25 protein-coding genes and 1 tRNA gene are annotated in these 25,649 nt (G+C 66.5%); 13 read left to right on the top strand and 13 right to left on the bottom strand.

Annotated features, from left to right (window positions below; genetic code table 11):
• Nucleotides 1-111: 111 nt before the first annotated feature.
• From dnaA to mutM, 3 genes are all read right to left on the bottom strand, one after another.
• A complete protein-coding gene (gene dnaA, locus C8J47_RS03865; protein WP_259467332.1) occupies nt 112-1,626 on the bottom strand; it encodes a chromosomal replication initiator protein DnaA in 1,515 nt (504 codons plus the stop codon).
• A 428-nt stretch (nt 1,627-2,054) separates the two neighbouring features.
• On the bottom strand, nt 2,055-2,318 hold the full coding sequence (rpsT, locus tag C8J47_RS03860) for a 30S ribosomal protein S20 (protein ID WP_031394736.1): 264 nt from the start codon (nt 2,316-2,318) through the stop codon (nt 2,055-2,057).
• Between the two features lie 107 nt (nt 2,319-2,425).
• Entirely contained in the window at nt 2,426-3,241 is an 816-nt protein-coding gene (gene mutM, locus C8J47_RS03855) for a bifunctional DNA-formamidopyrimidine glycosylase/DNA-(apurinic or apyrimidinic site) lyase (protein ID WP_121884485.1), read from the bottom strand.
• A gap of 56 nt (nt 3,242-3,297) precedes the next feature.
• Between mutM and C8J47_RS03850 the strand changes: the two genes are divergently transcribed.
• The 7 genes from C8J47_RS03850 (at nt 3,298) to C8J47_RS03820 (ending at nt 9,855) form a co-directional block, all read left to right on the top strand.
• Nucleotides 3,298-4,062 carry a class I SAM-dependent methyltransferase gene (locus C8J47_RS03850; RefSeq protein ID WP_056051226.1) on the top strand — a complete coding sequence of 255 codons (765 nt, stop codon included), beginning with the start codon at nt 3,298-3,300 and terminating at the stop codon, nt 4,060-4,062.
• A gap of 259 nt (nt 4,063-4,321) precedes the next feature.
• The gene (ubiB, locus tag C8J47_RS03845) at nt 4,322-5,854 is read left to right on the top strand and encodes a 2-polyprenylphenol 6-hydroxylase (protein ID WP_121884484.1); all 1,533 of its coding nucleotides are present in this window, start codon (nt 4,322-4,324) and stop codon (nt 5,852-5,854) included.
• Nucleotides 5,855-5,858: 4 nt separating this feature from the next.
• Entirely contained in the window at nt 5,859-7,004 is a 1,146-nt protein-coding gene (locus C8J47_RS03840; RefSeq protein ID WP_121884483.1) for a hypothetical protein, read from the top strand.
• Between the two features lie 10 nt (nt 7,005-7,014).
• Entirely contained in the window at nt 7,015-8,202 is a 1,188-nt protein-coding gene (gene coaBC / locus C8J47_RS03835; RefSeq protein ID WP_121884482.1) for a bifunctional phosphopantothenoylcysteine decarboxylase/phosphopantothenate--cysteine ligase CoaBC, read from the top strand.
• On the top strand, nt 8,199-8,636 hold the full coding sequence (gene dut, locus C8J47_RS03830) for a dUTP diphosphatase (RefSeq protein ID WP_121884481.1): 438 nt from the start codon (nt 8,199-8,201) through the stop codon (nt 8,634-8,636). The genes coaBC and dut overlap by 4 nt, the downstream gene beginning before the upstream one ends.
• On the top strand, nt 8,633-9,097 hold the full coding sequence (locus C8J47_RS03825; RefSeq protein WP_121884480.1) for a hypothetical protein: 465 nt from the start codon (nt 8,633-8,635) through the stop codon (nt 9,095-9,097). Before dut ends, C8J47_RS03825 begins: the two co-directional genes overlap by 4 nt.
• Nucleotides 9,094-9,855, top strand: a complete 762-nt coding sequence (locus tag C8J47_RS03820; protein ID WP_121884479.1) for a HesA/MoeB/ThiF family protein — start codon at nt 9,094-9,096, stop codon at nt 9,853-9,855. The genes C8J47_RS03825 and C8J47_RS03820 overlap by 4 nt, the downstream gene beginning before the upstream one ends.
• A 308-nt stretch (nt 9,856-10,163) precedes the next feature.
• Here the strand turns inward: C8J47_RS03820 and galU are convergent, their stop codons facing one another.
• Entirely contained in the window at nt 10,164-11,036 is an 873-nt protein-coding gene (galU, locus tag C8J47_RS03815; RefSeq protein WP_121884478.1) for a UTP--glucose-1-phosphate uridylyltransferase GalU, read from the bottom strand.
• A gap of 147 nt (nt 11,037-11,183) precedes the next feature.
• Here galU and wecB point away from each other — a divergent pair, with 147 nt between their 5' ends.
• Nucleotides 11,184-12,344 carry a non-hydrolyzing UDP-N-acetylglucosamine 2-epimerase gene (wecB, locus tag C8J47_RS03810; protein ID WP_121884477.1) on the top strand — a complete coding sequence of 387 codons (1,161 nt, stop codon included), beginning with the start codon at nt 11,184-11,186 and terminating at the stop codon, nt 12,342-12,344.
• The gene (gene wecC / locus C8J47_RS03805) at nt 12,334-13,617 is read left to right on the top strand and encodes a UDP-N-acetyl-D-mannosamine dehydrogenase (protein WP_121884476.1); all 1,284 of its coding nucleotides are present in this window, start codon (nt 12,334-12,336) and stop codon (nt 13,615-13,617) included. Before wecB ends, wecC begins: the two co-directional genes overlap by 11 nt.
• A gap of 110 nt (nt 13,618-13,727) precedes the next feature.
• Here the strand turns inward: wecC and C8J47_RS03800 are convergent, their stop codons facing one another.
• Both C8J47_RS03800 and rpsU read right to left on the bottom strand, forming a co-directional pair.
• Nucleotides 13,728-14,333, bottom strand: a complete 606-nt coding sequence (locus tag C8J47_RS03800) for an FKBP-type peptidyl-prolyl cis-trans isomerase (protein ID WP_121884475.1) — start codon at nt 14,331-14,333, stop codon at nt 13,728-13,730.
• Nucleotides 14,334-14,476: 143 nt separating this feature from the next.
• A complete protein-coding gene (gene rpsU, locus C8J47_RS03795) occupies nt 14,477-14,683 on the bottom strand; it encodes a 30S ribosomal protein S21 (protein ID WP_055878578.1) in 207 nt (68 codons plus the stop codon).
• Between the two features lie 178 nt (nt 14,684-14,861).
• Here rpsU and cysS point away from each other — a divergent pair, with 178 nt between their 5' ends.
• From cysS to C8J47_RS03775, 4 genes are all read left to right on the top strand, one after another.
• A complete protein-coding gene (gene cysS / locus C8J47_RS03790) occupies nt 14,862-16,295 on the top strand; it encodes a cysteine--tRNA ligase (RefSeq protein WP_121884474.1) in 1,434 nt (477 codons plus the stop codon).
• A gap of 212 nt (nt 16,296-16,507) precedes the next feature.
• A complete protein-coding gene (locus tag C8J47_RS03785; protein WP_121884473.1) occupies nt 16,508-17,446 on the top strand; it encodes a D-2-hydroxyacid dehydrogenase in 939 nt (312 codons plus the stop codon).
• 98 nt (nt 17,447-17,544) lie between these two features.
• On the top strand, nt 17,545-18,918 hold the full coding sequence (locus C8J47_RS03780) for a class II 3-deoxy-7-phosphoheptulonate synthase (protein WP_121884472.1): 1,374 nt from the start codon (nt 17,545-17,547) through the stop codon (nt 18,916-18,918).
• Between the two features lie 99 nt (nt 18,919-19,017).
• Nucleotides 19,018-19,092, top strand: a tRNA-Glu gene (locus tag C8J47_RS03775).
• Nucleotides 19,093-19,231: 139 nt separating this feature from the next.
• On the opposite strand, the gene C8J47_RS03770 is transcribed toward C8J47_RS03775, so the two are convergent.
• From C8J47_RS03770 to C8J47_RS03740, 7 genes are all read right to left on the bottom strand, one after another.
• The gene (locus C8J47_RS03770; RefSeq protein WP_121884471.1) at nt 19,232-20,911 is read right to left on the bottom strand and encodes a GMC family oxidoreductase; all 1,680 of its coding nucleotides are present in this window, start codon (nt 20,909-20,911) and stop codon (nt 19,232-19,234) included.
• Nucleotides 20,912-20,978: 67 nt separating this feature from the next.
• Nucleotides 20,979-21,812 carry a sugar phosphate isomerase/epimerase gene (locus C8J47_RS03765; protein ID WP_121884470.1) on the bottom strand — a complete coding sequence of 278 codons (834 nt, stop codon included), beginning with the start codon at nt 21,810-21,812 and terminating at the stop codon, nt 20,979-20,981.
• A complete protein-coding gene (locus C8J47_RS03760) occupies nt 21,809-22,390 on the bottom strand; it encodes a gluconate 2-dehydrogenase subunit 3 family protein (protein WP_121884469.1) in 582 nt (193 codons plus the stop codon). The genes C8J47_RS03765 and C8J47_RS03760 overlap by 4 nt, the downstream gene beginning before the upstream one ends.
• Nucleotides 22,387-23,211, bottom strand: a complete 825-nt coding sequence (locus C8J47_RS03755; protein WP_121884737.1) for a DUF1080 domain-containing protein — start codon at nt 23,209-23,211, stop codon at nt 22,387-22,389. The genes C8J47_RS03760 and C8J47_RS03755 overlap by 4 nt, the downstream gene beginning before the upstream one ends.
• A gap of 5 nt (nt 23,212-23,216) precedes the next feature.
• Nucleotides 23,217-24,128 (bottom strand): hydroxypyruvate isomerase family protein, encoded by a 912-nt coding sequence (locus C8J47_RS03750; RefSeq protein WP_121884468.1) that lies wholly within the window; start codon nt 24,126-24,128, stop codon nt 23,217-23,219.
• Between the two features lie 13 nt (nt 24,129-24,141).
• Nucleotides 24,142-24,528, bottom strand: a complete 387-nt coding sequence (locus tag C8J47_RS03745) for a cytochrome c family protein (RefSeq protein ID WP_121884467.1) — start codon at nt 24,526-24,528, stop codon at nt 24,142-24,144.
• Nucleotides 24,525-25,646 (bottom strand): Gfo/Idh/MocA family protein, encoded by a 1,122-nt coding sequence (locus C8J47_RS03740; RefSeq protein WP_121884466.1) that lies wholly within the window; start codon nt 25,644-25,646, stop codon nt 24,525-24,527. Before C8J47_RS03740 ends, C8J47_RS03745 begins: the two co-directional genes overlap by 4 nt.
• Nucleotides 25,647-25,649 lie beyond the last annotated feature (3 nt).

Genomic DNA, 25,649 nt, shown 5'->3' with positions numbered 1-25,649 from the left:
GCCGGGTCACGCGGCTACAGGCCGCGATATCGCGCGCACTAGCGTGTTCCCCCGCGAAGGCGGGGGCCCAGTCTGGGCTCCCGCCTTCGCGGGAGAACACGGAGGGAAAGCCTAGCCTTCGAGCTCGCGCATCAGCACGCGCACCGCGGCATCGATATCGCGGTCCGAATCACGCAGTTCCTCGATCTTCCGCACCGCATGGATCACCGTCGAGTGATCGCGCCCGCCGAACTTCCGGCCGATCTCCGGCAACGACCGCGTCGTCAGCCGCTTCGCCAGATACATCGCGATCTGCCGCGGCCGCGCCACCGCCCGAGCCCGCCGCGCCGAAATCAGGTCGAGCGGCTTCAGTTCGAAATGCGCCGACACGAGCTTCTGGATCTCGTCGATCGTCACGCGCTTCTGCGCGCCGCGAAGCACCTCACCCAACGTCGCCACCGCGAAGTCGAGGTCGATGGTGTCCCCGGTCAGCTGCGCATACGCCACGACCCGGTTCAGCGCGCCCTCCAGCTCGCGGATATTCGCATGGATCCGCGCCGCGAGCAGGTCGAGCACATCGGTCGGCACGCGCATGTCGGGCAGGTCGACAAGCTTCCGGTCGAGGATCGTCCGGCGCAGCGTCAGGTCGGGCGCCTTGATGTCCGCAACGAGACCGACCGACATCCGGCTGACGATCCGCGCCTCGACGCCTTCGAGCGCCTGCGGGCAGCGATCGGCGGAGATCACCAGCCGCTTGCCCGCCGCCATGATCTCGTTGACCGTGTGGAAGAATTCTTCCTGCGTCGCGTCCTTGCCGGCGATGAACTGAAGATCGTCGATCAACAGCAGGTCGGCACCGCGCAGCCGCTGCTTGAACGCATGCGTATCGCGCGCGCGCATCGACGCGACGAAGTCGTACATGAACCGCTCGGCGGACATGCACAGCACGATCGCGTGCGGGTTATGCTCGAGGAACGCGTGACCGATCGCGTGCATGAGATGGGTCTTGCCCTGCCCCGTGCCGCTGTGGAGGAACAACGGGCTGAACCGGACCGGGCCGGGCTCGGCGAGCACCTTGGCCGCGTTGAACGCGACCTTGTTCGACGGATCGACGACGAATCGCGCAAACGTGTAGCGCGGATCGAGCGGCGGCCGCTCGGCCGGCACGCCGACCGGCGCGGCGGCCGCAACCGGCGCCGGCGCAGGCTTCAGCGAAGGATCGACGCCGAACTTCATCGAGACCTGCGCAGGCTCGGCGACCGGCTTGAGTGCCGGCTTGGCCTCGACCGGCACCGGATCGGCGACGGGCTTGGCTGGAATGGCATCGGCGACCGGCTCGATCGCCAGCACGACGGGCGCGCGACCCGGGGCCCGGGTCTCGATCTGGACGGTGCGGACGTGGGGCAGGATCTGCTTGAATTCGAGCACGAGCCGGTCGGCATAGTGATTGCGGACCCAGTTCGTCATGAACGCCGAGGGCAGTGCGAGCCGGATCGTGTCGCGATCGTCACCCGGAACGAGTTCAATCGGTTTCAGCCACTGCTCGAACAGGCGTGCCCCCGCCGACTCGCGCAAGGATGCACGTACGCGGGCCCAGGCCTTCTCGGCCTCGGTCGCGTGCGTCACTGATCCTTGCCACTTCGTCACGCGCACGCTTCTCCGACCCCGCGAGATTGCTCGCGCGGGTGATATAGTCCCGACAGAAAATGGTCCCCAGACGACCTCAAGGGTCATCCGGCATCTTCGCCCTGTGTGTTTGATGCAGCGGTGGAAACCACCGTCGCTGTGAGCCCCGTTATGAAGCGATCGGCGATCCGGGCAAGACCCCGACGCGTCACATTTTCGAAATAAAGCGGGTTGACTTGATCAAGCCGCGGAAATGCGTCGATATTTTTATAAGTGGCTGTGTTTACGTATTTTTTGCGAATTCAATCATTCCATGACTTGACTTCGGACCACTCGAATCGCGGGGAATCCGTGGGTTACGCACCGTCGCACTTGGTTCCCTTCGCAGACGCAAAAAACCCGCCGGGAATGTCCCGACGGGTGATCCGCTTTCGACAGTGATCGGTCGCTTATGCGAGCCCGGTCACGGCCTTGGTCAAACGCGCGAACTTGCGGCTCGCGGTGTTCTTGTGCAGCACGCCCTTGGCGACGCCACGCTGCAGCTCAGGCTGAGCGGCCGCGAGTGCGGTGGTCGCTGCGCCCTTGTCGCCCGATGCCAGTGCGGCCTCGACCTTCTTGATGAAGGTACGGATACGGCCGACGCGGTTGCCGTTCACTTCCGCGCGACGGTCGTTGCGACGGATACGCTTTTTCGCCTGCGGCGTGTTCGCCATGAAGCCCTCTGGATGTTCGAATGAATAAAAAGGGGCGCCGGATTGCTCCTACGCCCTCTCGAAGCCGCGGCCCTACCCACTTTGCTCCAGCGCGTCAACCGAAACGCTCAGCCGCGTTGGCACTTCGCACACCAGAAGGTCGAGCGCCCGCCCTCAGTACGCCGTTTGACGACGGCACCGCATTCGCACGCCTCCCCTTCACGCCCATAGACGCGCCATTGCTTGGAGAAATAGCCGAGTTCGCCGTCCGGCCGGACGTAGTCCCGGAGCGAAGACCCGCCCGCCAGGATCGCGGCGGTCAGCACCGTCCGAATCGCCTCGACGAGTCGCTCGAGTCGAAACAGCGAGATCCGCCCCGCCGCGCGTGACGGTGCGATCTTCGCCATGTGCAGCGCTTCGCAGACATAGATGTTGCCGAGCCCCGCGACGATTCGCTGGTCGAGCAGCATCGCCTTGATCGACGCCCCCCGCCCTTCAAGCGCTTCCAGCAGATACGCGGCGGTCAGGTCGGGGCCGAGCGGCTCCGGCCCCATGCTGAGGAACGGCGGGTAATTCGCGATGTCCTCGGTCGCCCACAGATCGAGAAAGCCGAATCGCCGCGGATCGTTGAGCGCCACCGTTCGCCCCGCCTCAGTGCCGATCAGCAGATGATCGTGCGCGAGCAATTCGCTCGGATCGACCCGCCAGCGGCCCGACATGCCGAGATGGAAGACGAGCGTATCGCCGCGATCGGTATCGATCAGCCCGTATTTCGCGCGACGTCCCAGATGCGTAACGGTCGCCCCGGTCATCCGCTGGCGCAGGTCGACCGGGATCGCTTTGCGCAGGTCGGCGCGGCGCGGCTCGACCGAGGTCAGGCGCTGGCCCTTCAGCACGGGCTCCAGCCCGCGCACGGTGGTTTCGACTTCTGGTAATTCTGGCACGGTTTGCAGCTAGGTTGCGTTTGCTCGCGCCACAAGGCGCGGCTAGAGCGCAGGATATGAACGACTTGATCGCGCCCGCGCCCGCACTCACGCCCGATACCGTCTCCTTCGGCTACGAAGACATCCCCGCCACCGAGAAGACCGCCCGCGTCGGCGGCGTCTTCTCGAACGTCGCAGGCAAATACGACCTGATGAACGATGCGATGTCGGGCGGCATGCACCGCCTGTGGAAGGACCGCTTCGTCCGCCGCGTGAAACCGCGCGAGGGCGAGCAGATCCTCGACATGGCCGGCGGCACGGGCGACATCGCCTTCCGCATGGAGCCGTCGGGCGCGTCGATCACGGTCGCCGACATCAACCCGCAGATGCTCGAAGTCGGCATGCAACGCGCGCAGAAGCGCGGGATCGACGGCCTCGTCTGGACCGAAGCCAATGCGGAAACGCTGACCTTCCCCGACAAGTTCTTCGACGCGTACACGATCGCGTTCGGCATCCGTAACGTGACGGATATCCCGAAGGCGCTCCGCGAGGCCCACCGCGTCCTGCGCCGCGGCGGCCGCTTTTACTGCCTCGAATTCTCGACCACCGTCTGGCCCGGGTTCGCCGAGGTATACGACGCCTATTCGCACAAGATGGTCCCGAAGCTCGGCCAGCTTCTGGCGCAAGACGCCGACAGCTACCGCTACCTCATCGAATCGATCCGCCGCTTCCCCGACATGCCCAAGTTCAAGGGCATGATCGCGGACGCCGGATTCGTGCAGACGAAGGTCGAGCCACTTCTTGGCGGGCTCGTCGCGATCCACAGCGGGTGGAAGATCTAGTGATCACGCGAAGGCGCGAAGGCGCGAAGATTTGTTCGCGCAGAGGCGCAGAGGCGCGGAGAGTAAGTGGGCGCGAGGGCGCCAAGGCGGCTCTTGCGCATCAGCGCTATGACGCCCTGACGTCGGTTATTAAAAGCCGCATCCGCGGCGAAGAACAACACCTCCGCGCCTCTGCGCCTCTGCGCGAACCAGTTCTTCCTTCTCTTCGCGCCTTCGCGCCTTCGCGTGAACAAAACCCTTCTCAAGGCGCCCTCGCCCAGTGACCGCGTCCACAACCCACGTCTGGCGCCTCCTCAAATGGGGCCGCATTCTCGCACGCCACGGCGCGCTGCGCGGGATCGAGCGTGATCCGAACACCCCCGCCCCCGTCCGCCGCCTAGCGCGGATCGCGCGGTTCGGAGCGCGCGTGCCGGCAGTGCCGCGCTATGCGGATGCGTTCCAGGCGATCGGGCCGGCGGCGATCAAGCTCGGGCAGACGCTCGCCACGCGGCCGGATCTCGTCGGCGAGGACGCCGCGCAGGATCTGTTGCGGCTTCAGGACCAGCTCTCCCCGGTCCCCTACGAGACGATCGAAGCGGCGATGCTGGCGAGCTTCGGCAAGCCGCTGGAGACGCTGTTCTCGCGCATCGAGCCGATCCCCGTCGGCGCCGCGTCGATCGCCCAAGTCCACCGCGCTGTTACGACGGATGGCCGCCAGGTCGCCGTAAAGGTCCTCCGCCCCGGCGTAGAAGACGACTTCGCGCGCGCGATCGACACCTACAGCTGGGCCGCAGCGCAACTCGAGGCGCTCAGCCCCGAGGCGATGCGCCTGCGCCCCCGCCTCACGATCGAGACGTTCAAGCGCTGGACCTTACGCGAACTCAACTTCCGCCGCGAAGCCGCGTCCGCCTCGGAACTCGCGGAGGGCATGACCGCCGAGCCCGATTTCGTCATCCCCGCGATCGACTGGGCACGCTCGACTGCGAAGGTCATGACGATCGAGTGGATCGACGGCATCAAGCTGTCCGACCGCGCGGCGCTGGTCGCCGCCGGCTACGACCTCCCCGCGCTCGCGCAGACATTGGTCCGCGCGTTCTTGCGCCAGGCGATCGCCGACGGGTTCTTCCACGCCGACATGCACCAGGGAAACCTGTTCGCGCTCCCCGGCAATCGCATCGCCGCGATCGACTTCGGCATCATGGGCCGGATCGACCGTCGTGCACGCGTCTGGCTCGCCGAGATCCTCTACGGCCTGATCACCGGCAACTACAAACGCGTCGCCGAGATCCATTTCGAGGCAGGCTACGTCCCCGCGCACCACGACGTCGCCGAATTCGCGACGGCGCTGCGGGCGGTCGGCGAACCGATGCGCGGGCTGCCGGTCAAGGATATGTCGATCGGCATGATGCTCGACAGCCTGTTCTCGATCACGCGCGATTTCGACATGGTGACGCAGCCGCATCTGCTACTACTCCAGAAGACGATGGTGATGGTCGAGGGCGTCGCGACCAGCCTCAACCCCGACATCAACCTGTGGGAAACCGCCGAGCCGTTCGTCCGCGACTGGATCCGCGGCGAGCTCGGCCCCGAGGCGATGATCGCCGAACGCCTGATCGCCGACGTCCAGACGCTGACCCGGCTCCCCGAACTGGTCCGCCGGATCGAGGCGCACTACCCCGCCCCCGGCGGCGCCCCGCCGACGATGCCGTTGCGCGAGATCGAGGTGATCCGGATCGGTGGCGGCTGGCGTTACGGTCTGGTCGCGGTGCTCGCTGCCGCTGCCGGGGTCGCGACGACGCTGCTTCTTGGTTGAGGGCATGAAGACGCGCCGCGGCGCTCCGGTATGGACGACCGGCGCGACCCGGTTCGCGGGCATGCCGTCGGCGCACGCGCGGATCGGTATCGTGGTGTTGCTCGTGTTCCTGGCGGCGTGCCTCGGCGCGATCGCCTCACCCGGCCCGCGACCGAGCAGCATGTCCGGGACCGCTGCCGGTTCGGTGGCTGCCGACCCGCCACCGCCGGGCCAGACCGACCTCCTGCTGTACCAGTCGATCGTTGCCGGGATCCGCGGCGGCTCGCCCTACTACACGGCCGCGGCCGAGGCGCAGCGCATGGGGCATTACCCCCTGAAACCCTTCTTCGCGGTCCGCCTGCCGACGTTGGCGGTCGTCGAGGCGGCTCTGCCCCCGATGCTGGTGAACCTGCTGCTGCTGGGGTTGTGCGTCGGAACGATCCTCGCCTGGGTCGCGCGGCTTCGTCCGGCGATGACCGGCTTGGTGCCGCTCGGTGCCGCGGGCTTGCTCGCCGTCGCGGGGCTCTTCGTAAACCTCGATCCGAGTTTCGTGATGTTCCACGAGGTGTGGGCGGGCCCGCTGATCGCAGTGTCGCTCGCGTTGCGCCGTCCCGGCCACTGGTTGCCCGCGGTCGCGTTCGGGCTGTCGGCGATGCTGATCCGCGAGACCGCGTTGCTGTACGTCGCGATCATGGCCGTCTTCGCGTGGCTCGAAGGCGAGCGCCGCGAGACGCTGGGCTGGCTCGGCGCGATCGCAATCTTCGCGATCGTCCTTGCCGCCCATGCGCACGCGGTGTCGCTGGTGAGCGGGCCGCTCGACCGCGTGTCGCAAGGCTGGAGCGGGCTCGAAGGGTTCGGGTTCTACGTCCGGCTCGCGACCATCTCGTCGGGCCTCGACATCCTGCCGCAATGGCTCGCCTCGCTGGTCCTCGGCATGGCGCTGTTCGGCTGGCTCGCGTGGCGCGATGCGGTCGCGACGCGCGCGCTGGTCGTGTTCGCCGCCTATGCCGCGCTGATCTCGCTGTTCGCGCGCAGCGACAATTTCTACTGGGCGCTGATGACCACGCCGGTGCTGCTGGTCGGGCTGGTGTTCGCGGTCGACGGCCTGCGCGACATGATCGCCGCCGCACGCGATACGCGACGCATTACGGTGACGCGCGTTATCCGCTAGAACTGCGCCGATGAAACGCATCCTCCTGATCGTCGGCGGCGGGATCGCGGCCTACAAGGCCGCCGAACTCATCCGCCTGCTCAAGACCAGCGGCCACGCCGTGCGCTGCGTGATGACCGAGGCGGCGCATCATTTCGTCACGCCGATGACGCTTGCCGCGCTCAGCGAGGACAAGGTCTACACGACGCTGTGGGACCTCAAGGACGAGGCCGAGATGGGCCATATCCAGCTCAGCCGCGAGGCCGACCTGATCGTCGTCGCCCCCGCGACCGCGGATCTGATCGCGCGTATGGCGACCGGCATGGCGAACGATCTCGCGACGACGCTGCTGCTGGCGACCGATACGCGCGTGCTGGTCGCGCCGGCGATGAACGTCCGCATGTGGCAACACGCGGCGACCGTCCGCAACGTGGCGCAGCTTCGCGCCGACGGGATCACCGTCCTGCAACCCGACGAAGGGATGATGGCCTGCGGGGAATTCGGCCCCGGCCGCCTGCCAGAACCGCCAGCGATCGTGGCGGCGGTCGAGGCGATGCTGACACCGCCCCGCCCCGGCAGACTGGAGGGGCGTCATATCCTCGTCACCGCCGGCCCGACGCATGAGCCGATCGACCCGGTCCGCTACATCGCCAACCGATCCTCCGGCAAACAGGGGTTCGCGATCGCCGCGGCGCTGGCGGATCTCGGCGCGCGCGTCACGCTGGTCGCCGGCCCGGTCACGCTTCCCACGCCTGCCGGAGTCGACCGGATCGACGTCGAGACCGCGCGGCAGATGGCGAGCGCGGTCGACGCGGCGCTGCCGGTCGACGCCGCCGTGATGGTCGCGGCGGTCGCCGACTGGCACGTCGACTCCGCCCCGCAGAAGATCAAGAAAAACGGTGCGACTCCGCTGCTCTCGCTCGCGGAGAACCCGGACATCCTCGCCACGCTCGCGCACGGCTCGCGGCGACCACGTCTGGTGATCGGCTTCGCCGCGGAGACCGAAAACGTGATCGAACACGCGACCGCCAAGCGCCTCCGCAAGTCGGCCGACTGGATCGTCGCGAACGACGTATCGGGCGACGTGATGGGCGGCGCCGACAACAGCGTCCATCTGGTCACCGCGACCGGCGTCGAAAGCTGGGAGCGGCTGCCGAAAGAGACGGTCGCCGCACGACTGGCGGACCGCATCGCCGATGCGCTAGAACCCGAATCATGATCCGGATCGAACTCAAACGCCTGCCGCACGGCGAAGGCCTGCCACTGCCTGCTTATGCGACCGATGGCGCTGCCGGGATGGACGTGGTCGCCGCCGAAGCGCTGACGCTCGCGCCCGGCGACCGCGCTGCGGTGGCGACGGGTTTCGCGATCGCGATCCCGCCCGGTCACGAAGTCCAGGTCCGCCCGCGCTCAGGCCTCGCGCTGAAGCACGGCGTCACCTGCCTCAACACCCCCGGCACGATCGACAGCGACTATCGCGGCGAAGTGAAGGTGATCCTCGCCAATCTCGGCCGCGAGCCGTTCGCGATCGCGCGCGGCGACCGCATCGCGCAGCTCGTTCCCGCGGTCGTCCTGCGTGCGACGCTGACCGAAGTCGCGATGCTCGACGACACGACGCGTGGCGCAGGCGGCTTCGGATCGACCGGACGATGATCGGCGCCCTGTTCGCCCTTCTCCAGGTCGTCGCCCCCCCCGGTGCGATCCTATCCACGCCTCCGGCTGCACAGACATCGCCCAGCATGCCGTCGAGCGGCGGGGCCTCTGCCGGCGTACCGCTGGCTCCGCAGGATTGGAGTGCCTTGCCGGTCCTGCGCATCCGCCAACGCTCGACGACGCTGGCCAACACATCGGCCTATGTGCACGGCGAAGTCATGGCCGGGCGGTGCGCAAGGGCGATCCGGACGACACAGGGCTGGACGCTCAGCATCGACCTTGCGGTGCTGATGACCCCCGACGGCCGCGTCCGGCGGATCACCCCGCGTGCGATCGACTGCCCGACCGTGGAGCAATATGCGGCCGGCGTCATCCTCGGCGCGCGCGATGCGATCGACGTGGTCGATACCGATAGCGACACCTGGTATCGCACCAGCCTGACGTTCGCCTGGGGCGCATGATCCTCTCCGACGACGAACTCACCCGGTATGCGCGGCATATCGTCCTCAAGGAATTCGGCGGCACCGGCCAGGCGCGACTGAAGGCCGCGACCGTCGCGATCGTCGGTGCCGGCGGGATCGGCTCGCCCGCGCTCCAATATCTTGGGGCCGCCGGGATCGGTCGGCTGATCCTGATCGACGACGACTTGGTCGAACCGTCCAACCTGCAGCGCCAGACGATCTTCACCACCGCCGACACCGGCGTCGCCAAGGTCGACGCGGCGGCGGCGGCGGTCGGGCGAATCAATCCTTACGTGACGGTCGACGTCCACCGTACACGCATCGACCCGACCAATGCCGCTGCACTGTTGGCGGGCGCGGACGTCGTGCTCGACGGTTGCGACAATTTCGCGACCCGGTTTTGCGTCGCGGATGCCGCCAACGCGCTACGCATCCCGCTCGTGTCGGCCGCCGTCGGCCAGTTCGAAGGACAGCTCGCGACCTACCGGGGGTGGGAACTCGACAAGCCGTGTTACCGCTGTTTCGTCGGCGACGATCCCGAGCGCGCCGAGACAAGCTGCGCGGAAGACGGCGTGCTGGGCCCGGTCACCGGCGTGCTGGGCAGCCTCGCCGCGCTCGAAGTCCTGCGCGCGATCGCACCGTTCGGCGACGATCAAGCGGGTAAGTTGCTGCTGGTCGACCTGCTCGGCCTGCGGTTTCGCACGATCCGTCTGCCCAAGGACCCCGGATGCCGCGGCTGCTCTGGGCAAAGGTTTTAGGGCGTACCGCCCTATGTTGGGCTTGATGCCCCGGCTCCCGTCATGCCGACTGGTTCCAGCATCCACCGTTCGGCAAAATCGACAAATCTAGATTTGTCGAACGGTCGATGCCGGACCAGTCGGCAGATATCCCTTTCCATGTACGGCTCCGTCATCCCCGCGGAGGCGGGGACCCAGATGCTCAAACGGTTGCGATCACGTCGCGAGGTTTGCCACTATGGGTTCCCGCCTGCGCGGGAATGACTGTACATGTCTGACGGGATACGCGGCGAACCAGTCCGCGGTGACGGAGAGCCGATAAACCCCGCTCAGCCCTGAAGCAGGCCCTTCGCGAAATCGCGAACCGCCGGACCGATATCGGCGCGCGACAGCGCGATCGCCAGATTGGCCTGGATGTAGCCGGCCTTGTCGCCGCAGTCATACCGCTGGCCGTCGAACGTGAAGCCGTGGAACGGCTGGTTGCCGATCAGCTGCGCCATCGCGTCGGTCAGCTGGATCTCGCCGCCTGCACCCTTTTCCTGCGTCTCGAGGATCCGCATCACGTCGGGCTGGAGGATGTAGCGGCCGGGGATCATCAGGTTCGACGGCGCCGAACCCTGCTTGGGCTTTTCGACGAGCGCCTTCACTTCGGTCAGCCGGCCATCGATCGCGCCGGGCGAGATGATGCCGTACTTGTCGGTCTCCGAATCGGCGACTTCGAGCGCACCGATCACGTTGCCGCCGACACGGTTATACGCCTCGACCATCTGCTTCATGAAACCCGGCTTGCCGACCATCAACTCGTCGGGCAGCAGCACCGCGAACGGCTCGTCGCCGACGATCTCGCGCGCGCACCACACGGCATGGCCCAGGCCGAGCGGCTCCTGCTGGCGGACATAGACGGGCGAACCCGGCTTCATCCGGATATGGCTGATCGCATCCAACGACTTGCCCCGCGCGCGCATCGTCGCTTCGAGCTCGTACGAGATATCGAAATGATCCTCGAGCGCGCCCTTGCCGCGTCCGGTCACGAAGATGATCTGCTCGATCCCCGCCTCGAGCGCTTCCTCGACCGCGTACTGGATCAGCGGCTTGTCGACGACGGTGAGCATTTCCTTGGGCATCGACTTGGTCGCCGGCAGGAAGCGCGTGCCGAGTCCGGCGACGGGAAATACGGCCTTGCGAAGCGGCTTGATCGTCATTCGGAGCTCCAATTATGTCGTCGAGGTCGTTTAGTTGCGGTGCACCATTTACCGATCGTTACGCACCCGCGCAATTCCGAACAGCCGACCAAAGAAACGCTGTAACCGGTTAGCGCGTCCTTAAATATCCTGGGCTAGAGAGGTTCCATGTCCAAGATCCTCGTCATTTTCGGAACGCGACCCGAAGCGATCAAACTCTTTCCGGTGATCCGCGCGCTGGCGGCGATATCTGGGCTTACGGTGCGAACCTGCGTGACCGCCCAACATCGCGGGTTGCTCGATCAGGTGCTCGCGATCGCCGACCTCGCCCCCGACATCGATCTCGACCTGATGGAGCCGGGCCAGACGCTCGACCGCCTGACCGCGCGTCTGCTAACCGGGCTCGGCGAGGTGATGGACGCCGAACGCCCCGATCTGGTCGTCGTCCAGGGCGACACCGCCACCGCGATGACCGGTGCGCTCGCCGCTTATTACCGCAAGGTGCCCGTGGCGCATGTCGAGGCGGGGCTGCGCTCGGGCGACATCTACCAACCCTGGCCCGAGGAGGTGAACCGCCGAATCGTCGCGCCGATCGCCGCGCTGCACTTCGCGCCGACCGACACCGCGGCCGAGGCACTGCGCCGCGAGACGATCGCCGCCGAGACGATCCACGTGACCGGCAACACCGTCATCGACGCGCTCCACTGGACCGCCGACCGGGTCGCCGCCGATCCTTCGCTGGCTGCCGGGCTCGACGACATCGCGCTGCGGTTCGCGGGGAAACGCCTCATCCTGGTGACGACGCACCGCCGCGAGAATTTCGGCGACGGCATGGCGGCGATCGCGCGCGCGATCGGGCGAATCGCCGAGCGTGAGGACGTCGCGGTCCTGTTCCCGGTCCACCCCAACCCCAACGTCGTTTCGGTGATGGACGCAGTCCTCGGCGACCGCGCCAACGTCGCGCGTATCGCGCCGCTCGATTATCCGCATTTCGTCCGCGCGCTCGGGATGGCCGACATCGTCCTGACCGATTCGGGCGGCGTGCAGGAGGAAGCGCCCGCGCTCGGCAAACCCGTCCTGGTAATGCGCGAGACGACCGAGCGACCCGAGGGAATCGCCGCCGGCACCGCCAAGCTGATCGGCACAGACGAGGACCGCATCGTAACCGAGATCTTTACACTGCTCGACGACCCCACCGCCCATGCCGCAATGGCGCGCGCGCACAATCCGTTCGGCGACGGTCACGCCGCCGCGCGGATCGCCGACGTCATTGCTCGAACTCTTGCCCGAAACTCCGCCCCGAAGGACGCCGCCGCGCATGCTCTCTGATCCCGAACTCTCCGTCGTCGTCATGGGCCTCGGCTATATCGGCCTGCCGACCGCGGCGGTGATCGCCCGCACCGGCGCGCGCGTGCTCGGCGTCGACGTGACCGAATCGGTCGTCGAAACGGTGAACTCGGGTCGCGTGCATATCGAGGAGGTCGATCTCGACGGCCTCGTTTCGGGCGTCGTGGCACGCGGCACGTTGCGCGCATCGATGACGATCGAGCCCGCCGACGTCTTCGTGATCGCGGTCCCGACGCCGTTCGACGCCGACCACGCGCCCAACATCGGCTATGTCCTCGACGCCGCGACGACCATCGCGACGGTGCTTAAAGCCGGCGATACGATCATCCTCGAATCGACGTCCCCCGTCGGCACCACTGAACAGGTGCGTGACGTGCTGGCCAGGCTGCGTCCCGACATCCGCGTACCCGGACGTGCCGGAGAACAGGCCGACATCGCGATCGCCTATTGCCCCGAACGCGTGTTGCCCGGCCGCATCCTGGTCGAACTCATCGACAACGACCGCGTGATCGGCGGGATCACGCCGCGGTGTGCGCGGAAAGCGCTGACCTTCTATCGTCGCTTCGTCCGCGGCGCCTGCGTCACCACAACCGCGCGCGCCGCGGAGATGACCAAGCTCACCGAGAACGCGTTTCGCGACGTGAACATCGCGTTCGCCAACGAACTGTCGCTGATCGCCGACACGATGGGCGTCGACGTGTGGGAGGTGATCCGCCTCGCCAATCGCCATCCGCGCGTCAATATCCTGCAACCCGGCCCCGGCGTCGGCGGCCATTGCATCGCGGTCGACCCGTGGTTCCTCGTCCACGCCGCCCCCGACCAGACCCCGCTGATCCGCACCGCGCGCGAGGTGAACGACGGCAAGACCGACCATGTCATCGCGCAGGTCTCGGCGCTGGTCGACTCGATGCCCGATGCGGTGGTCGCGTGCCTAGGCCTCGCGTTCAAGGCGAACATCGACGACTTCCGCGAGAGCCCCGCACTCAAGGTCGCCCAGGCGGTGGCGGAGGCGTTCGGCGACCGCGTGCGGATCGTCGAGCCCTATGCCAAGTCGCTGCCGATCGCGCTCGCCGAGACAGGGGCGGCGCTGATCGATGTCGACAGCGCGATCGAAACCTGTTCGATCATGGTCGTGCTGGTCGATCACGACGTCTTCAAATCGATCCCCCTCGAGGAACGCGCGGACAAGACCGTGCTCGACACCCGCGGCATCTGGCCGGACCAGCCGCGCCCGGTCGTCCCGCCCCGGCACTGATCACCTACCCGAACGAAAAAACGCCCGACGGCATAGGCCGCGGGCGTTTTTTCATGTCTCGATCGTAAGGTCCGTAAACCGGAGGACCGTCCGGCTTAAGTCGCCGCGGCTTACTGCTGCGGCTGGCCCTGCGCGCCACCCGGCATGCCGGCCGGACCACCCGGAACACCGCCCGGCATCGCGCCCGGTGCGCCACGACCCATCTGGGCCTGCGCCTGCATCTGCTGCACGACGCTCTGCGGCAGGAAGTCGAGCAGTTCGACATCGAACACCAGCGTCGAGTTGGCCGGGATCGGGCCGGCGGCCTTGTCACCATAGCCTAGCGACGGCTTCATCCAGAAGCGGTACTTCGACCCCTTCGGCATCAGCTTCAGCGCTTCGGAAAAGCCTGGGACGACGCCGGTCACCGGCATCGGCATCGGCTGCTGCGACTTGTCGAAGGTCGTGCCGTTGAGCAGCTTGCCCTCGTAGTTGACCAGCGCGACATCCGCATCGGTGGGCTTGGCCGCACCGGGCTTGCCGGGCGCGATCACCTTGTACTGCAACCCGGATGCGGTCACGACCACACCGCGCGCGCGTGCATTGCGGGCCAGCGGATCATCGCCTTGGCGCGCAAGTGCGACCGCGGCGATCAGCGCGAGCGCGATGCCGACCCAGAGATAGACGAGGTAGCTGCGCTTGGTGGGCTGCAGCGGCACTGCGGTGACGGTCGACATCGGATCAAGGCCCTCAGATCATCTGGGATCATCTGGTCACGCCGGAGCGCCGCGCGTGCCGTTGGAAAGCAAACGGGGGCGCCGATCACGACGCCCCCCGAAACTATCGGCCTGCCCGTTCGCCGGGCGTGGCCTATCAAATCTTACCGTGCGCCGTCGCGCTCTGCGCGCTTGCGGTCGAGCTTGCGCGAACGACGAATCGCCGCTGCACGCTCGCGTGCACGCTTCTCCGACGGCTTCTCATAGTGCCGGCGCAGCTTCATCTCGCGATACACGCCTTCGCGCTGCAGCTTCTTCTTGAGCGCGCGAAGGGCCTGGTCGACGTTGTTGTCGCGTACGATGATCTGCATAAACCCGTTAAGCTCCGGTCGAATAGATTTTTGCCGTCGCGAATAGGTCCGCGCCGCATGAACTGGGGCCCCTAACAGGGGAGTGCGGGGGTTTCAAGCCAAACCGCGCGTGCCGGTACGGCGACACGCCACTTTGCCCGCTTTGCGGCAGGACCAATGCATCGCTAAGAGCAGCCGCATGACCCGCATTCCCCTGACCCTGTATAACAGCCTCACGCGCCAGCTCGAGACGTTCCAGCCGATCGACCCGACCGATGTCGGGCTCTACACCTGCGGGCCTACCGTCTATAATTACCAGCATATCGGCAACATGCGTGCCTTCCTGTTTGCCGACACGCTGGGCCGCGTGCTGCGGTGGAAGGGATGGCCGACGACTCACATCATCAACATCACCGATGTCGGGCACCTGACCTCCGACGCCGATGTCGGCGACGACAAGATGGAGAAGGCTGCCGCCGCACAAGGACGTTCGATCTGGGAGATCGCAGCCTATTACACCGACGTGTTCAAACGCGACGTCGCGCGCCTTAACATCGTTTCACCAGCACGCTGGGCGGTCGCGACGGATCATATCGCCGAGATGATCGCGTTCGCCGAACAGATCGCGCCCAAGCACTGCTATATACTCGACAGCGGACTGTATTTCGATGTGGCGACGGTCCCGGACTATGGCCGCCTCGCACGTGCCGGGAACGACGACATCGAAAGCCGAATCGAACCCGTCGCCGGCAAGCGCAACCCGCAGGACTTCGCGATCTGGCGCACCTCGACTCCGGGCGAAAACCGCCAGATGGAATGGGATTCACCGTGGGGTCGCGGCGCGCCGGGCTGGCATCTCGAATGTTCGGTGATGAGCAAGCATTACCTCGGCGCGCATTTCGACATCCACACCGGCGGGATCGATCACCGCGAGATCCACCATCCCAACGAGATCGCGCAGAACCAGGCGCATTGCGAGTGCGCCGATACCGGTGCGAGCGTCTGGATGCACAACAATTTCCTGGTCGAACGTGCGGGCAAGATGTCGAAGTCGACCGGGCAGTTCACAACGATGCAGACGATCGTCGACCGCGGCTTCCACCCCCTCGCCTACCGCCTGATGTGCCTCCAGGCGCACTATCGCAGCGAACTTGAATTCTCCTGGGAGAACCTCGCGGCGGCAGCGATCCGCCTGAAGCGGATGGTGCAGGCGGTCGAGACGTTGCGTGCCCGCGAGCCCGGCGGCCCGTCGGGCAGCGCGCATGCCTATGCCAATCGGCTGGAGGAGGCTGTCTCTGACGATCTCGCTACCCCGCGCGCGCTGCCGATCCTCGACGAACTGCTCGCGGACAAGCGAGTCGCGCCAGCGGACCGGATCGCCGCGCTGGACGATTTCGACGCCGTGCTGGGACTCGATCTCGCGACGATCAGCCGCGAGGACCTGCGGATCCGCCCGGTAACGGCAACGATCGACGAAGCCACCATCGCCGCACGCCTCTCGGACCGTCGCGACGCGCGCGCCGCGAAGGATTTCGAACGGTCGGATGCGATCCGCGACGAACTCGCCGCCGCCGGAGTCGAGGTGATGGACGGCGACTCGCTGGGCTGGGACTGGAAGATCGCGGTGGCCTAAGCGTTTCGGTCGTCATTCCCGCGGAGGCGGGAACCCATACTGGCAAACCTCTCGATACGATCGCGACCTCGGAGCATATGGATCCCCGCCTGCGCGGGGATGACGAGATAATAACGGGAGGATGGTAACACTCTGGAACACGCGGACCGATCCACCCCCTCGCTAGCCCCGGCACAACTTGACATGCCTCGCCGGGCGCCGATGCTCTCCCAATGAAAGCCGTCCTCCCCGCCGCCGCCCGCCCGCTCCTCGAACCGCACCTCCCCGCGGACCTCGAAACCGCCTGGTTCACCAAGCCCGCCGAGGCGAACGCAATGATCGCCGATGCGGACATCGCCTGGGTCGACATGCAGCCGACCGAGCTCGTCGCCGACGCGATCCGCCACGCCGGACCGACCCTCAGATGGGTCTCGACGATCTACGCGGGGCTCGACGCGTTCCCGCTCGGCACGCTGCGCGAGAACGGCGTCACGCTGACCAACGGTGCGGGCATCAACGCCGTCGCGGTCGCCGAATACGCCGTGATGGCCGTGCTCGTCGCCGCCAAGCGCTTCGACACCGTCGTTCGCGCGCAGGACCGCCACGAATGGCTGAAGGACGCGCCCGGCAAGATCGAACTCGCCGGCACCAAGGCCCTCGTCATCGGCTACGGCACGATCGGCAAGATGATCGGCGATCGCCTGAGCGCGTTCAGCGTCGACGTCACCGGCGTCACGCGCACCGGCCGCGACGGCACGCTTACGCCGGACGCGTGGCGCGATCGGCTCGGAGACTTCGACTGGATCATCCTTGCCGCCCCCTCGACCGGTGCCACGCACGCAATGATCGGCCACGACGAACTCGCCGCGATGAAGCCGTCCGCCTGGCTGATCAACATCGCGCGCGGCGACATGATCGACGACGAGGCGCTGATCGTCGCGCTCACCGATGGCGGCATCGCCGGTGCGGTCCTCGACCCGACCAACCCCGAGCCGCTGCCGCCCGAGCACCCGCTCTGGTCGACGCCCAACGCGATCGTAACGATGCATCTATCCGGTCGCAGCCAGACCACGATGTTTGCGCGCGGCGCCGCGCTGTTCCTCGAAAACCTCGCCGCGTTCCTCGCAGGCAATCCGATGAAGAACGTCGCCGACCTCGACGCGGGCTATTGAAACCAGCCGCCACACCCGCCCCAAAGCTTTACTTCATTGCGCGAAAAGGCATTTTCCCGCATGGCCAGCCCCACAATTCATCGATCGGACGACATGATATGGCCGCGAACTGGGCCCCCGACAGCTGGACGCGTCACGAAGCACGACAGCTCCCCTCTTATCCCAACGCCGCAGCGCTGACCGCCGCGACCGACCAGCTGGCCACGTTTCCGCCGCTCGTCTTCGCCGGCGAAGCGCGCAACCTGACCGCGCAGCTCGCCGAAGTCGCCGCCGGCAAGGCGTTCCTGCTCCAGGGTGGCGACTGCGCCGAGAGCTTCGCGGAGCATAGCGCGAACAACATCCGCGACACGTTCCGCGTCATCCTCCAGATGGCGGTGGTGCTCACCTACGCGTCGAAGCTGCCGGTCGTGAAGCTCGGTCGCATGGCGGGGCAGTTTGCCAAGCCGCGCTCGACCGACACCGAGACGATCGGCGGCGTCGAGCTGCCCTCGTACCGCGGCGACAACGTCAACGACATCGCCTTCACCGCGGAATCGCGTGCGCCCGACCCGCAGCGGATGATCCGCGCCTATTCGCAGTCGGCGGCGACGCTCAACCTGCTCCGCGCCTTTGCGCAAGGCGGCTACGCGAACCTGCATCAGGTCCACCGCTGGACGCACGACTTCATGGGACGCAGCCCCTGGTCGAAGAAATACGCCGAGACCGCGGACCGGATCGGCGAGGCGCTCGAGTTCATGGCCGCCTGCGGGATCGATCCCGAGACCGTGCCGCAGCTCGCGCAGACGCATTTCTACACCAGCCACGAGGCGTTGCTGCTCCAGTACGAGCAGGCGCTGACCCGGCAGGATTCGCTGACCGGCGACTGGTACGACACCAGCGCGCATTTCCTGTGGATCGGCGACCGTACGCGCTTCGAGGGCTCCAGCCACGTCGAATACCTGCGCGGCATCGGCAACCCGATCGGCATCAAGTGCGGCCCGAGCCTGGAGCCCGACGCCTTGTTGCGCATGCTCGACACGCTCAACCCGGGCCGCATCCCTGGCCGGATGACGCTGATCACGCGCTATGGCTATGACAAGATCGAGGCGAACCTGCCCCGCCTCGTCCGTGCCGTCACCCGCGAGGGCCATCCGGTAGTGTGGAGCTGCGACCCGATGCACGGCAACGTCGTCAAGGCCGCCAACGGCTACAAGACGCGGCCGTTCGACCGCATTCTCGCCGAGGTCCGCGGCTTCTTCGCGGTCCACCGCGCGGAAGGCACGCATGCCGGCGGCATCCACGCCGAGATGACCGGGCAGAACGTGACCGAGTGCACGGGCGGTGCGGTCGACGTGACCGAGCAGTCGCTAGCCGACCGCTATCACACCCATTGCGACCCCCGCCTCAACGCCAGCCAGAGCCTGGAGCTGGCCTTCCTACTGGCCGAGATGCTCAACGAGGAAATGGCCGAGCGCAAGAAGGCCGCTGCCTGATAAAACGGGTGTGTAACAAAACAGGTGGGCGTCGCACGAAAAGTCGGCAGGTGTCTTGACGCCTGCCGCCCCATTCCGTAGACGCCCGCATCTGCTAACGGCCCCTTCGTCTAGCGGTTAGGACGACGCCCTCTCACGGCGTAAGCACGAGTTCGATTCTCGTAGGGGTCACCAGCTGTTCTTGAGAACACGTAGCGCTGGAATATGCGCCATCGTTCAACATCCCAAAGTATATAATTAGCGGGTCAAGACTTCCGCAGCATAACGCATGCCGGTCCGCCTATTTTCCGGTCAGCTGCGTAACCCACCATCGCTAGGCGTTCAATTTTTTCTGGCGAACCGCATGATCCGCAGCGCGGGCGGTCAGCGCCATGAACGTCAGCGACGGGTTCACACAGGCGATCGAGGCCATCTGTGCCCCGTCGGTCACATAGAGGTTTGACGCGGCGTGTGCCTGGCTCCATTCGTTGAGCACCGAGGTGCGCGGGTCTCGACCCATGCGGGCGCCACCCATCTCGTGGATCGCGTCGCCGGGGACGTGCTCGCTTTCCGAACTCTTGACGTTGGTCAGGCCCGCCGCCTTCAGCATCGCCTCGCCCTGCGTCCGTGCGTCGGTCATCATCTTCAGTTCGTTCTCGCGGAAGCGGACGTCGAAGCGCATCAGGGGGACGCCGTACCGGTCGACCTTCGACTGATGCAGCGACACGCGGTTGTCCGCATAGGGCAGGCATTCGCCGAACGCGCCCATGCCGAACCGCCACGGCGCGTATTTGCGCATGCCCTGCTTCATCGAGGCGCCGAAGCCGACAGGGGCGGCGGGGTTGCGATAGGCGCTGCCCTGATAGCCATAGCCACGCTTGAAGCCGACGCCCTCGTCGCCGCCGATGTTGCGGAAGCGCGGGATGTAGACGCCGCCCGGGCGGCGACCGAATTCGATGAACTCCTCCATGCCGGGGATGTCGCCCTCGATCCCGACGCGGAAGATGTGGTCCATCACATAGCGCCCGAGCGTGCCGCTCTCGTCGAAATAGCTGCGGTTGCTGCCCGGCGCGCGCGAGTTCAGCATGATCTGCGTGGATGCGATCGCCGAGGCGCACAGGAAGACGAGATCGGCGTTGACCGTCTCCGCCTGGCCGGTCTTCGCATCGATGTAGCGGACGCCGGTAACCTTTTTCCGCGCCGCGTCGTAGACAAGGTTGGTGACGACCGAGTCCGATTTGAGCGTCAACCGTCCGGTCGCGCGTGCGGCCGGCAACGTCACTGCCTGGGTCGAGAAGTAGGCGCCGAACGAACAGCCATTGCCGCACTGGTTGCGGAACTGGCACTTGGTGCGGTTCTGGTCGGGCTTGTCCTCGGTCATGTTGGACAGCCGCGTGTTGATCAGCTTCCGGCCCGGGAATTTGGTTTCGAGACCTTGCTTCAGCCATTTCTCGGCGACGTTCATCGGCATCGGCGGCTGAAATTCGCTGTCGGGGAGATAGGCGAGGTTCTCGCGCGAACCCGAGACGCCGATGTATTTCTCGACATAGCTGTACCACGGCGCGACGTCGTCATAGCGGATCGGCCAGTCGCCATCGATGCCGTCGCGCTTGTTCGCCTCGAAATCCTCAGGCGCCCAGCGGAAGCACCAGCGGCCCCAGATCAGCGACTTGCCGCCGACCGCGCCCGGCCGGATCCAGTAGAACTTGCTGCCTTCGTCATAAGCATAAGGGTTCAGCCGGTCGTCATTGTGGAACTCGCGGTTGCTGGGCTGGACATAGCCGTGCTTGCCGATGAAGTAATCGCTGTCGAGCAACGCCTTGGGCATGATGTTGCGCGCGGGCACCTCGTAGGCGGGCTTGCCGTCGTAGGTGTAGCCCTCGCCATGCTCGACCATCTTGCCGCGGTCGAGCATCAGGACGCGCAGGCCCTTTTCCGTCAGTTCCTTGGCAGCGAAACCGCCGCTGACACCAGATCCTATGACGATCGCGTCGAACCTGTTGGTCTCGGCCATGATCTTCCTCTCCTACTACTTAGAAACGCACCCAATTAGAAACGCCGCCGGTCAGAAGCGCGGTCGGTCAGAAACGAAGCGCGCGCAACGTCCGGAAACTCGTGGTGATGTCGGGCAGATAGGGCGCGGGGGCCTCGTCGTTCTCGACGTAGAAATGCCGGACGCCGGCGCTGCCCTTCAGCTTGAACAGCGCGGCGAAATCGATCGTGCCCTGCCCGACCGCGGTCATGCTCCGATCGGGGCGCATGTCCTTGACGTGATACGCGTAGAGGCGCGTCGACAGTCGCTCGATCAGCGTCGTCAGGTTTTCGCCGGCATGCAGCGCCCAGTAGAGATCGAGTTCGAGCTTCACGAGCGTGGGGTCGGTTTCCTTGAGCAGCCGCTCGTACAGGCTGACGCCACCCGGCTTGGTGGTGAACTCGAAATCGTGGTTGTGATAGGCGAAACCCAGCCCGGCCTTCTTCAGGTCGGTTGCGAACCGGTTGAAGTTCGGCAGCGCCGCGGTCCAGCCCGCCTCGTTGCGATGCTCGTCGGTCATGTACGGCAGCACGACGGTGGTGGCGCCGAGCGTCTTGGCCATCGTCACGGATTGGTCGAACCGCTGGAGCAGCGCGTCGTAGCCGATATGCACCGACGGCGAGGTCAGGCCGAGCTTGTCCATCGTCCGGCGCAGCATCGCATGGTCCATGCCCTCGAAGCCGCCGCCGCCGAACTCGACCTCGCGGTAGCCGATCTTCGCGACCTTGCCGAGTGTACCGACGGGGTCCTTCGAGAAGATGTCGCGGATCGTGTAGAGTTGCAGGCCGATCGCCTTCAACTGTGCCGCGGAAGCGGTCGGCACGAACGCGAGCGCTGCGACCGCGCCGGAGCCGGCAAGCAGGTTTCTACGGCTGAGGATCATGCGGAATACACCTTGTTGACCTGAGAATAGGGGAATGCGCCGTTATACTCGCCCGGCACCGGCAGATATTCGCGCTCCTGCGTCATGCCGATTTCCGACGTATAGTAACCGGTGACGACGAGCTGTCGGAACGCTTCGAAGAAGACGCCGCCGGATGGGATCTGGTCGTTCATCGCCAGCGTGAGCAGCGCATCCTGCTGCGCCGCGGTCGCTTTGGCGCCGGCAACCTTATAATCCTTCAGGCTGCGCGCCTCGATCGCGTCGAGCCCGGCGAGGATCGGCACGCGGTCGGCCGGCGCGGCCCAGTCGGCGAGCAGCTTCTCGATATAGGCCGGGACACCCGCGGCGATCGCGCCCGGCGTGTCGGTGGTCGGCAGGACGCGCTCGCTGAGCGCGGTCATCAGCGCGCGCTGGGAGGCCGTGAAGACCGCGACGCTGGGCGGCCCCTCGCTGATGACGGGGATCCCCGCCGCCGCGCCGGGGGCCTGGCCGACCCCTGCGGCGCGCGCGATGGGTGCGTACAAGGCGCTGCCGAACATGGCGACGACGCCGGCGAGTGCTGTTCTGCGATCGATCATTTACCGTCCCTCTTCAGATCCTGCGCGATCGCCGCTTCGGTCAGCGGACGGACCCAGATGTTGCGGAACGACACCGGTGAATCGTGATCCTGGAGCTGGATTGGTGCGGCATCGGCGTGCGCGGTGTAACTGGCGACCTTGCGCCAAATCGTGGTGCCGAGCATCGCCTGATGGTTCTGGACGAGCACGCCGTTAAGCAGCGCAGTGACATAGGCCGGACGGAGCAGGCTGCCGTCAGCGGCAAAGCGCGGCCGCTCGAACACGATGTCGTAGGTCTGCCATTCGCCGGGACGCCGCGCGGCGTTCACCAGTGGCGGCTTCCAGCCATAGACCGCGCCGACGGTGCCATCGGCATAGGTCGGGTTCTGCGAGCCATCGAGGATCTGCAATTCGTAGCGCTGCATGAACCAGATGCCGCTGTTGCCGCGATCCTGCGAGCTTTTCGTCGGCGGGTTGGGCGAGCGGAATTCGAGGTGCATCTGCACGTCGCCAAAGCTCTGCTTCGAGACGAGGTTGTTCTCGCCGCCGCTTTTCGCGCGCGAGGGGATAGTGAGGACGCCGTTGACGATCGACCACGCGGTGCGATCGGGCTTCCACGCGTCGGTCGATCGGCCGTCGAACAGCACGACCGCGTCGGCGGGCGCACCGCCGGGGGTAGCGGCTGGCGCGACGACGGTTGGCGCGGGCCGGTCGGCGTCGTGGACCCGCCACTGGCCGCCGGGCAGCATCGGGGTGTCGTTGAAGCCAGGCTTCTCCTGCGCCGCGACCGGACCCGCCAGCACCACAATGACACTTGCCATCACCACCGTCTTCATCCCCATCCCCTTCATGCTGCGTCGATCTCGCGATAGGCGGCGATCAGGCGATCCTCGCCTGCGCGGCCTGCGATCGAATTGCCGTGTTCCATGCCGATCACGCCGGTATAGCGTTGCGCCTTCAGCCATTTCACGACCGAGGCGAAGTTGATCTCGCCGGTCGACGGCTCGTTGCGGCCTGGATTGTCACCGAACTGGATATAGCCGATCTCGCTCCAGCAGGTCGCCAACGTCGGGATCAGGTTCCCCGACTGGATCTGCTCGTGATACAGGTCGGCGAGGATCTTCACCGCCGGGCTGTTGGCACCGCGCGCGACCGCATAGCCCTGCGCAATCGTCTGCATATAGACGCCGGGATGGTTGGTCCGCGTGTTGAGGGGCTCCATCACCATCGCCACGCGCGACGGCGCGACGATATCGCCCGCGCGGCGCATCACGTCGATGACGCGGGCGGTTTGGATATCCACGGGGACCTTCGGGTCCATGAACCCGGTGACGACGGTCATCCGCGTCGCGTTCAGTCGCTTGGCGACATCGAGCGAGGCGCGGATGTCGGCGAGAAAAGCCTCGCGCTCAGCGCCGTCATTGGCACCGAGGAGCGGCCGCGACTTCGCCCATTTGGGCATGCTGGCGACGAACACGCCCATCGTCATGCCGCGCTGCGCAAGCGCCTTGGCCATCTGTTCCTGCTCGGCAACCGAGCGCGTCGCCGCCTCGTTGTCCTCCCAGGCGGTGAAGCCCTGATCGGCGGCGTAGGCGATCTGCTCGATCCTTCCGCCGCGGCTCGCGAAGCTGCCCTCGTGCGGCGCATAGCCGAGCGAGAAGCGCGCGGCGTTCGTGCTACGACGCTGGGCGGCGATCCCGGCGGGGATCAGCGAGGCGGCGGCACCGGCGGCGAGCAAGGTACGGCGCGAGAGCGTCATGCGCGCGGCGCGATCACTTCGCGCCCTCCGCCTTGAGATACGCGATGATCGCCGCGCGCTTGGCCGCATCCGGCGTCGCGATCGGCATCCGCGTAGCCGGCACCTTCTTCGACGGGGCGGCGAGATACTCGTTCAGCGTCTGCTCGTCCCAGCGCAGCTTCGACGCCTTCATCGCGGGGGAGTAGTTGAAGCCGGGCGTCGCCGCGGCGGCACGCCCGACCACACCGTACAGGTTCGGCCCGATGCCGTTGCGGCCGCCCTTCACCACGGTATGGCAGGCGCGGCAGGCGGCGAACGCTGGCGGCGAGGCTGCGGTCGATTGCGCGATTGTCGGCACGGATATCGTGACCGTCGCGACCGCGGCGATGCTTCCCGCGACCAGGGCCATGAGCAGCTTCATTCATTCTCTCCCGGATTCACTGAAGTCCATTTCTGGTCCGACGCGGCGTTGGCGATCACCGCCTCGATGAAGCGCATCGTGCGCAGGCCATCGGTCACGCCCGGAAACCAGCGATCGCCTCCGCCACGGATCGCCGAGGCGAACGCGCGGTAAAGGTTGGCGAATGCTTCGATATACCCCTCGGGATGACCGGCAGGTGTACGCACCAGCGGGGCGGTCGCGTCGAGCATGCCGGGGCCACCGGTCCGCACGATCTCGGCCGGGCGGTCGAGCCAGCGCAATGTCAGCGTGTTCGGCTCCATCTGTGACCAGTCGAGCCCGCCGCGTTCGCCGTGGATGCGCAGTCGCAGCCCGTTCTCCTCGCCCGCCGCGACCTGGCTCGCCTTGAGCACGCCGCGCGCGCCGCCCTCGAACCGCAGCAGCGCGCTGACGTCGTCGTCGAGCCGTCGGCCTTCGACATGCGTGGTGAGGTCCGCCGAGACCGACTCCACCGAGAGGCCCGAGACATGCTCGGCAAGCTGGAATGCGTGCGTGCCGATGTCGCCGAGGCAGCCGCCAAGCCCGGCGCGGGCGGGATCGGTCCGCCATTCGGCTTGCTTGTTGCCATCGGTGTCGATCGGTTGGCTCAACCAGCCTTGCAGATATTCGACCTGCACCAATCGGATCGCGCCGAAATCGCCGCGATCGACCCGTGCGCGTGCCTCTTCGATCATCGGGTAGCCGCTATACGTGAACGCCAGCGCGAACTGGCGCCCGCTCGCCTTGGCAGCCGCAGCGATCGCTTCGGCCTCGACGACGCTCATCGCCATCGGCTTTTCGCAGAACACGTGAAAGCCGGCGTCCAGTGCCGCGATCGCCATCGGCGCGTGCAGGTGGTTCGGCGTGACGATCGCGAGCGCTTCGATGCGCTGGTCCTCTGGCAGCGTGCGTTCGTGAGCGATCAGTTCGTCGAGCGACGGATAGACGCGTTGCGCATCCAGTCCGAGCAGTTCGCCGGTGCGCATGTTGCGTCCGCCATCGGTGCTGAACGCGCCCGCCACCAGCGCCCAGTCGCCGTCCAGCGCCGCCGCCATCCGGTGGACCGCGCCGATAAACGCGCCCTCCCCACCGCCAGCCATGCC

It is taken from the genome of Sphingomonas sp. PP-F2F-G114-C0414 (assembly GCF_003688595.1).
GTDB lineage: Bacteria > Pseudomonadota > Alphaproteobacteria > Sphingomonadales > Sphingomonadaceae > Sphingomonas.
The sequence above is the reverse complement of the archived record's forward strand: the minus strand, read 5'-3'. Positions and strand labels throughout refer to the sequence as shown.

Coding starts and splice junctions, on each gene's coding strand:
- rpsT (WP_031394736.1), bottom strand. CDS start 2,318: ATGGCGAACACGCCGCAGGCGAAAAAGCGTATCCGTCGCAACGACCGT.
- C8J47_RS03850 (WP_056051226.1), top strand. CDS start 3,298: ATGAACGACTTGATCGCGCCCGCGCCCGCACTCACGCCCGATACCGTC.
- C8J47_RS03840 (WP_121884483.1), top strand. CDS start 5,859: ATGAAGACGCGCCGCGGCGCTCCGGTATGGACGACCGGCGCGACCCGG.
- coaBC (WP_121884482.1), top strand. CDS start 7,015: ATGAAACGCATCCTCCTGATCGTCGGCGGCGGGATCGCGGCCTACAAG.
- dut (WP_121884481.1), top strand. CDS start 8,199: ATGATCCGGATCGAACTCAAACGCCTGCCGCACGGCGAAGGCCTGCCA.
- C8J47_RS03825 (WP_121884480.1), top strand. CDS start 8,633: ATGATCGGCGCCCTGTTCGCCCTTCTCCAGGTCGTCGCCCCCCCCGGT.
- C8J47_RS03820 (WP_121884479.1), top strand. CDS start 9,094: ATGATCCTCTCCGACGACGAACTCACCCGGTATGCGCGGCATATCGTC.
- galU (WP_121884478.1), bottom strand. CDS start 11,036: ATGACGATCAAGCCGCTTCGCAAGGCCGTATTTCCCGTCGCCGGACTC.
- wecB (WP_121884477.1), top strand. CDS start 11,184: ATGTCCAAGATCCTCGTCATTTTCGGAACGCGACCCGAAGCGATCAAA.
- wecC (WP_121884476.1), top strand. CDS start 12,334: ATGCTCTCTGATCCCGAACTCTCCGTCGTCGTCATGGGCCTCGGCTAT.
- C8J47_RS03800 (WP_121884475.1), bottom strand. CDS start 14,333: ATGTCGACCGTCACCGCAGTGCCGCTGCAGCCCACCAAGCGCAGCTAC.
- rpsU (WP_055878578.1), bottom strand. CDS start 14,683: ATGCAGATCATCGTACGCGACAACAACGTCGACCAGGCCCTTCGCGCG.
- cysS (WP_121884474.1), top strand. CDS start 14,862: ATGACCCGCATTCCCCTGACCCTGTATAACAGCCTCACGCGCCAGCTC.
- C8J47_RS03785 (WP_121884473.1), top strand. CDS start 16,508: ATGAAAGCCGTCCTCCCCGCCGCCGCCCGCCCGCTCCTCGAACCGCAC.
- C8J47_RS03780 (WP_121884472.1), top strand. CDS start 17,545: ATGGCCGCGAACTGGGCCCCCGACAGCTGGACGCGTCACGAAGCACGA.
- C8J47_RS03770 (WP_121884471.1), bottom strand. CDS start 20,911: ATGGCCGAGACCAACAGGTTCGACGCGATCGTCATAGGATCTGGTGTC.
- C8J47_RS03765 (WP_121884470.1), bottom strand. CDS start 21,812: ATGATCCTCAGCCGTAGAAACCTGCTTGCCGGCTCCGGCGCGGTCGCA.
- C8J47_RS03760 (WP_121884469.1), bottom strand. CDS start 22,390: ATGATCGATCGCAGAACAGCACTCGCCGGCGTCGTCGCCATGTTCGGC.
- C8J47_RS03755 (WP_121884737.1), bottom strand. CDS start 23,211: ATGGGGATGAAGACGGTGGTGATGGCAAGTGTCATTGTGGTGCTGGCG.
- C8J47_RS03750 (WP_121884468.1), bottom strand. CDS start 24,128: ATGACGCTCTCGCGCCGTACCTTGCTCGCCGCCGGTGCCGCCGCCTCG.
- C8J47_RS03745 (WP_121884467.1), bottom strand. CDS start 24,528: ATGAAGCTGCTCATGGCCCTGGTCGCGGGAAGCATCGCCGCGGTCGCG.
- C8J47_RS03740 (WP_121884466.1), bottom strand. CDS start 25,646: ATGGCTGGCGGTGGGGAGGGCGCGTTTATCGGCGCGGTCCACCGGATG.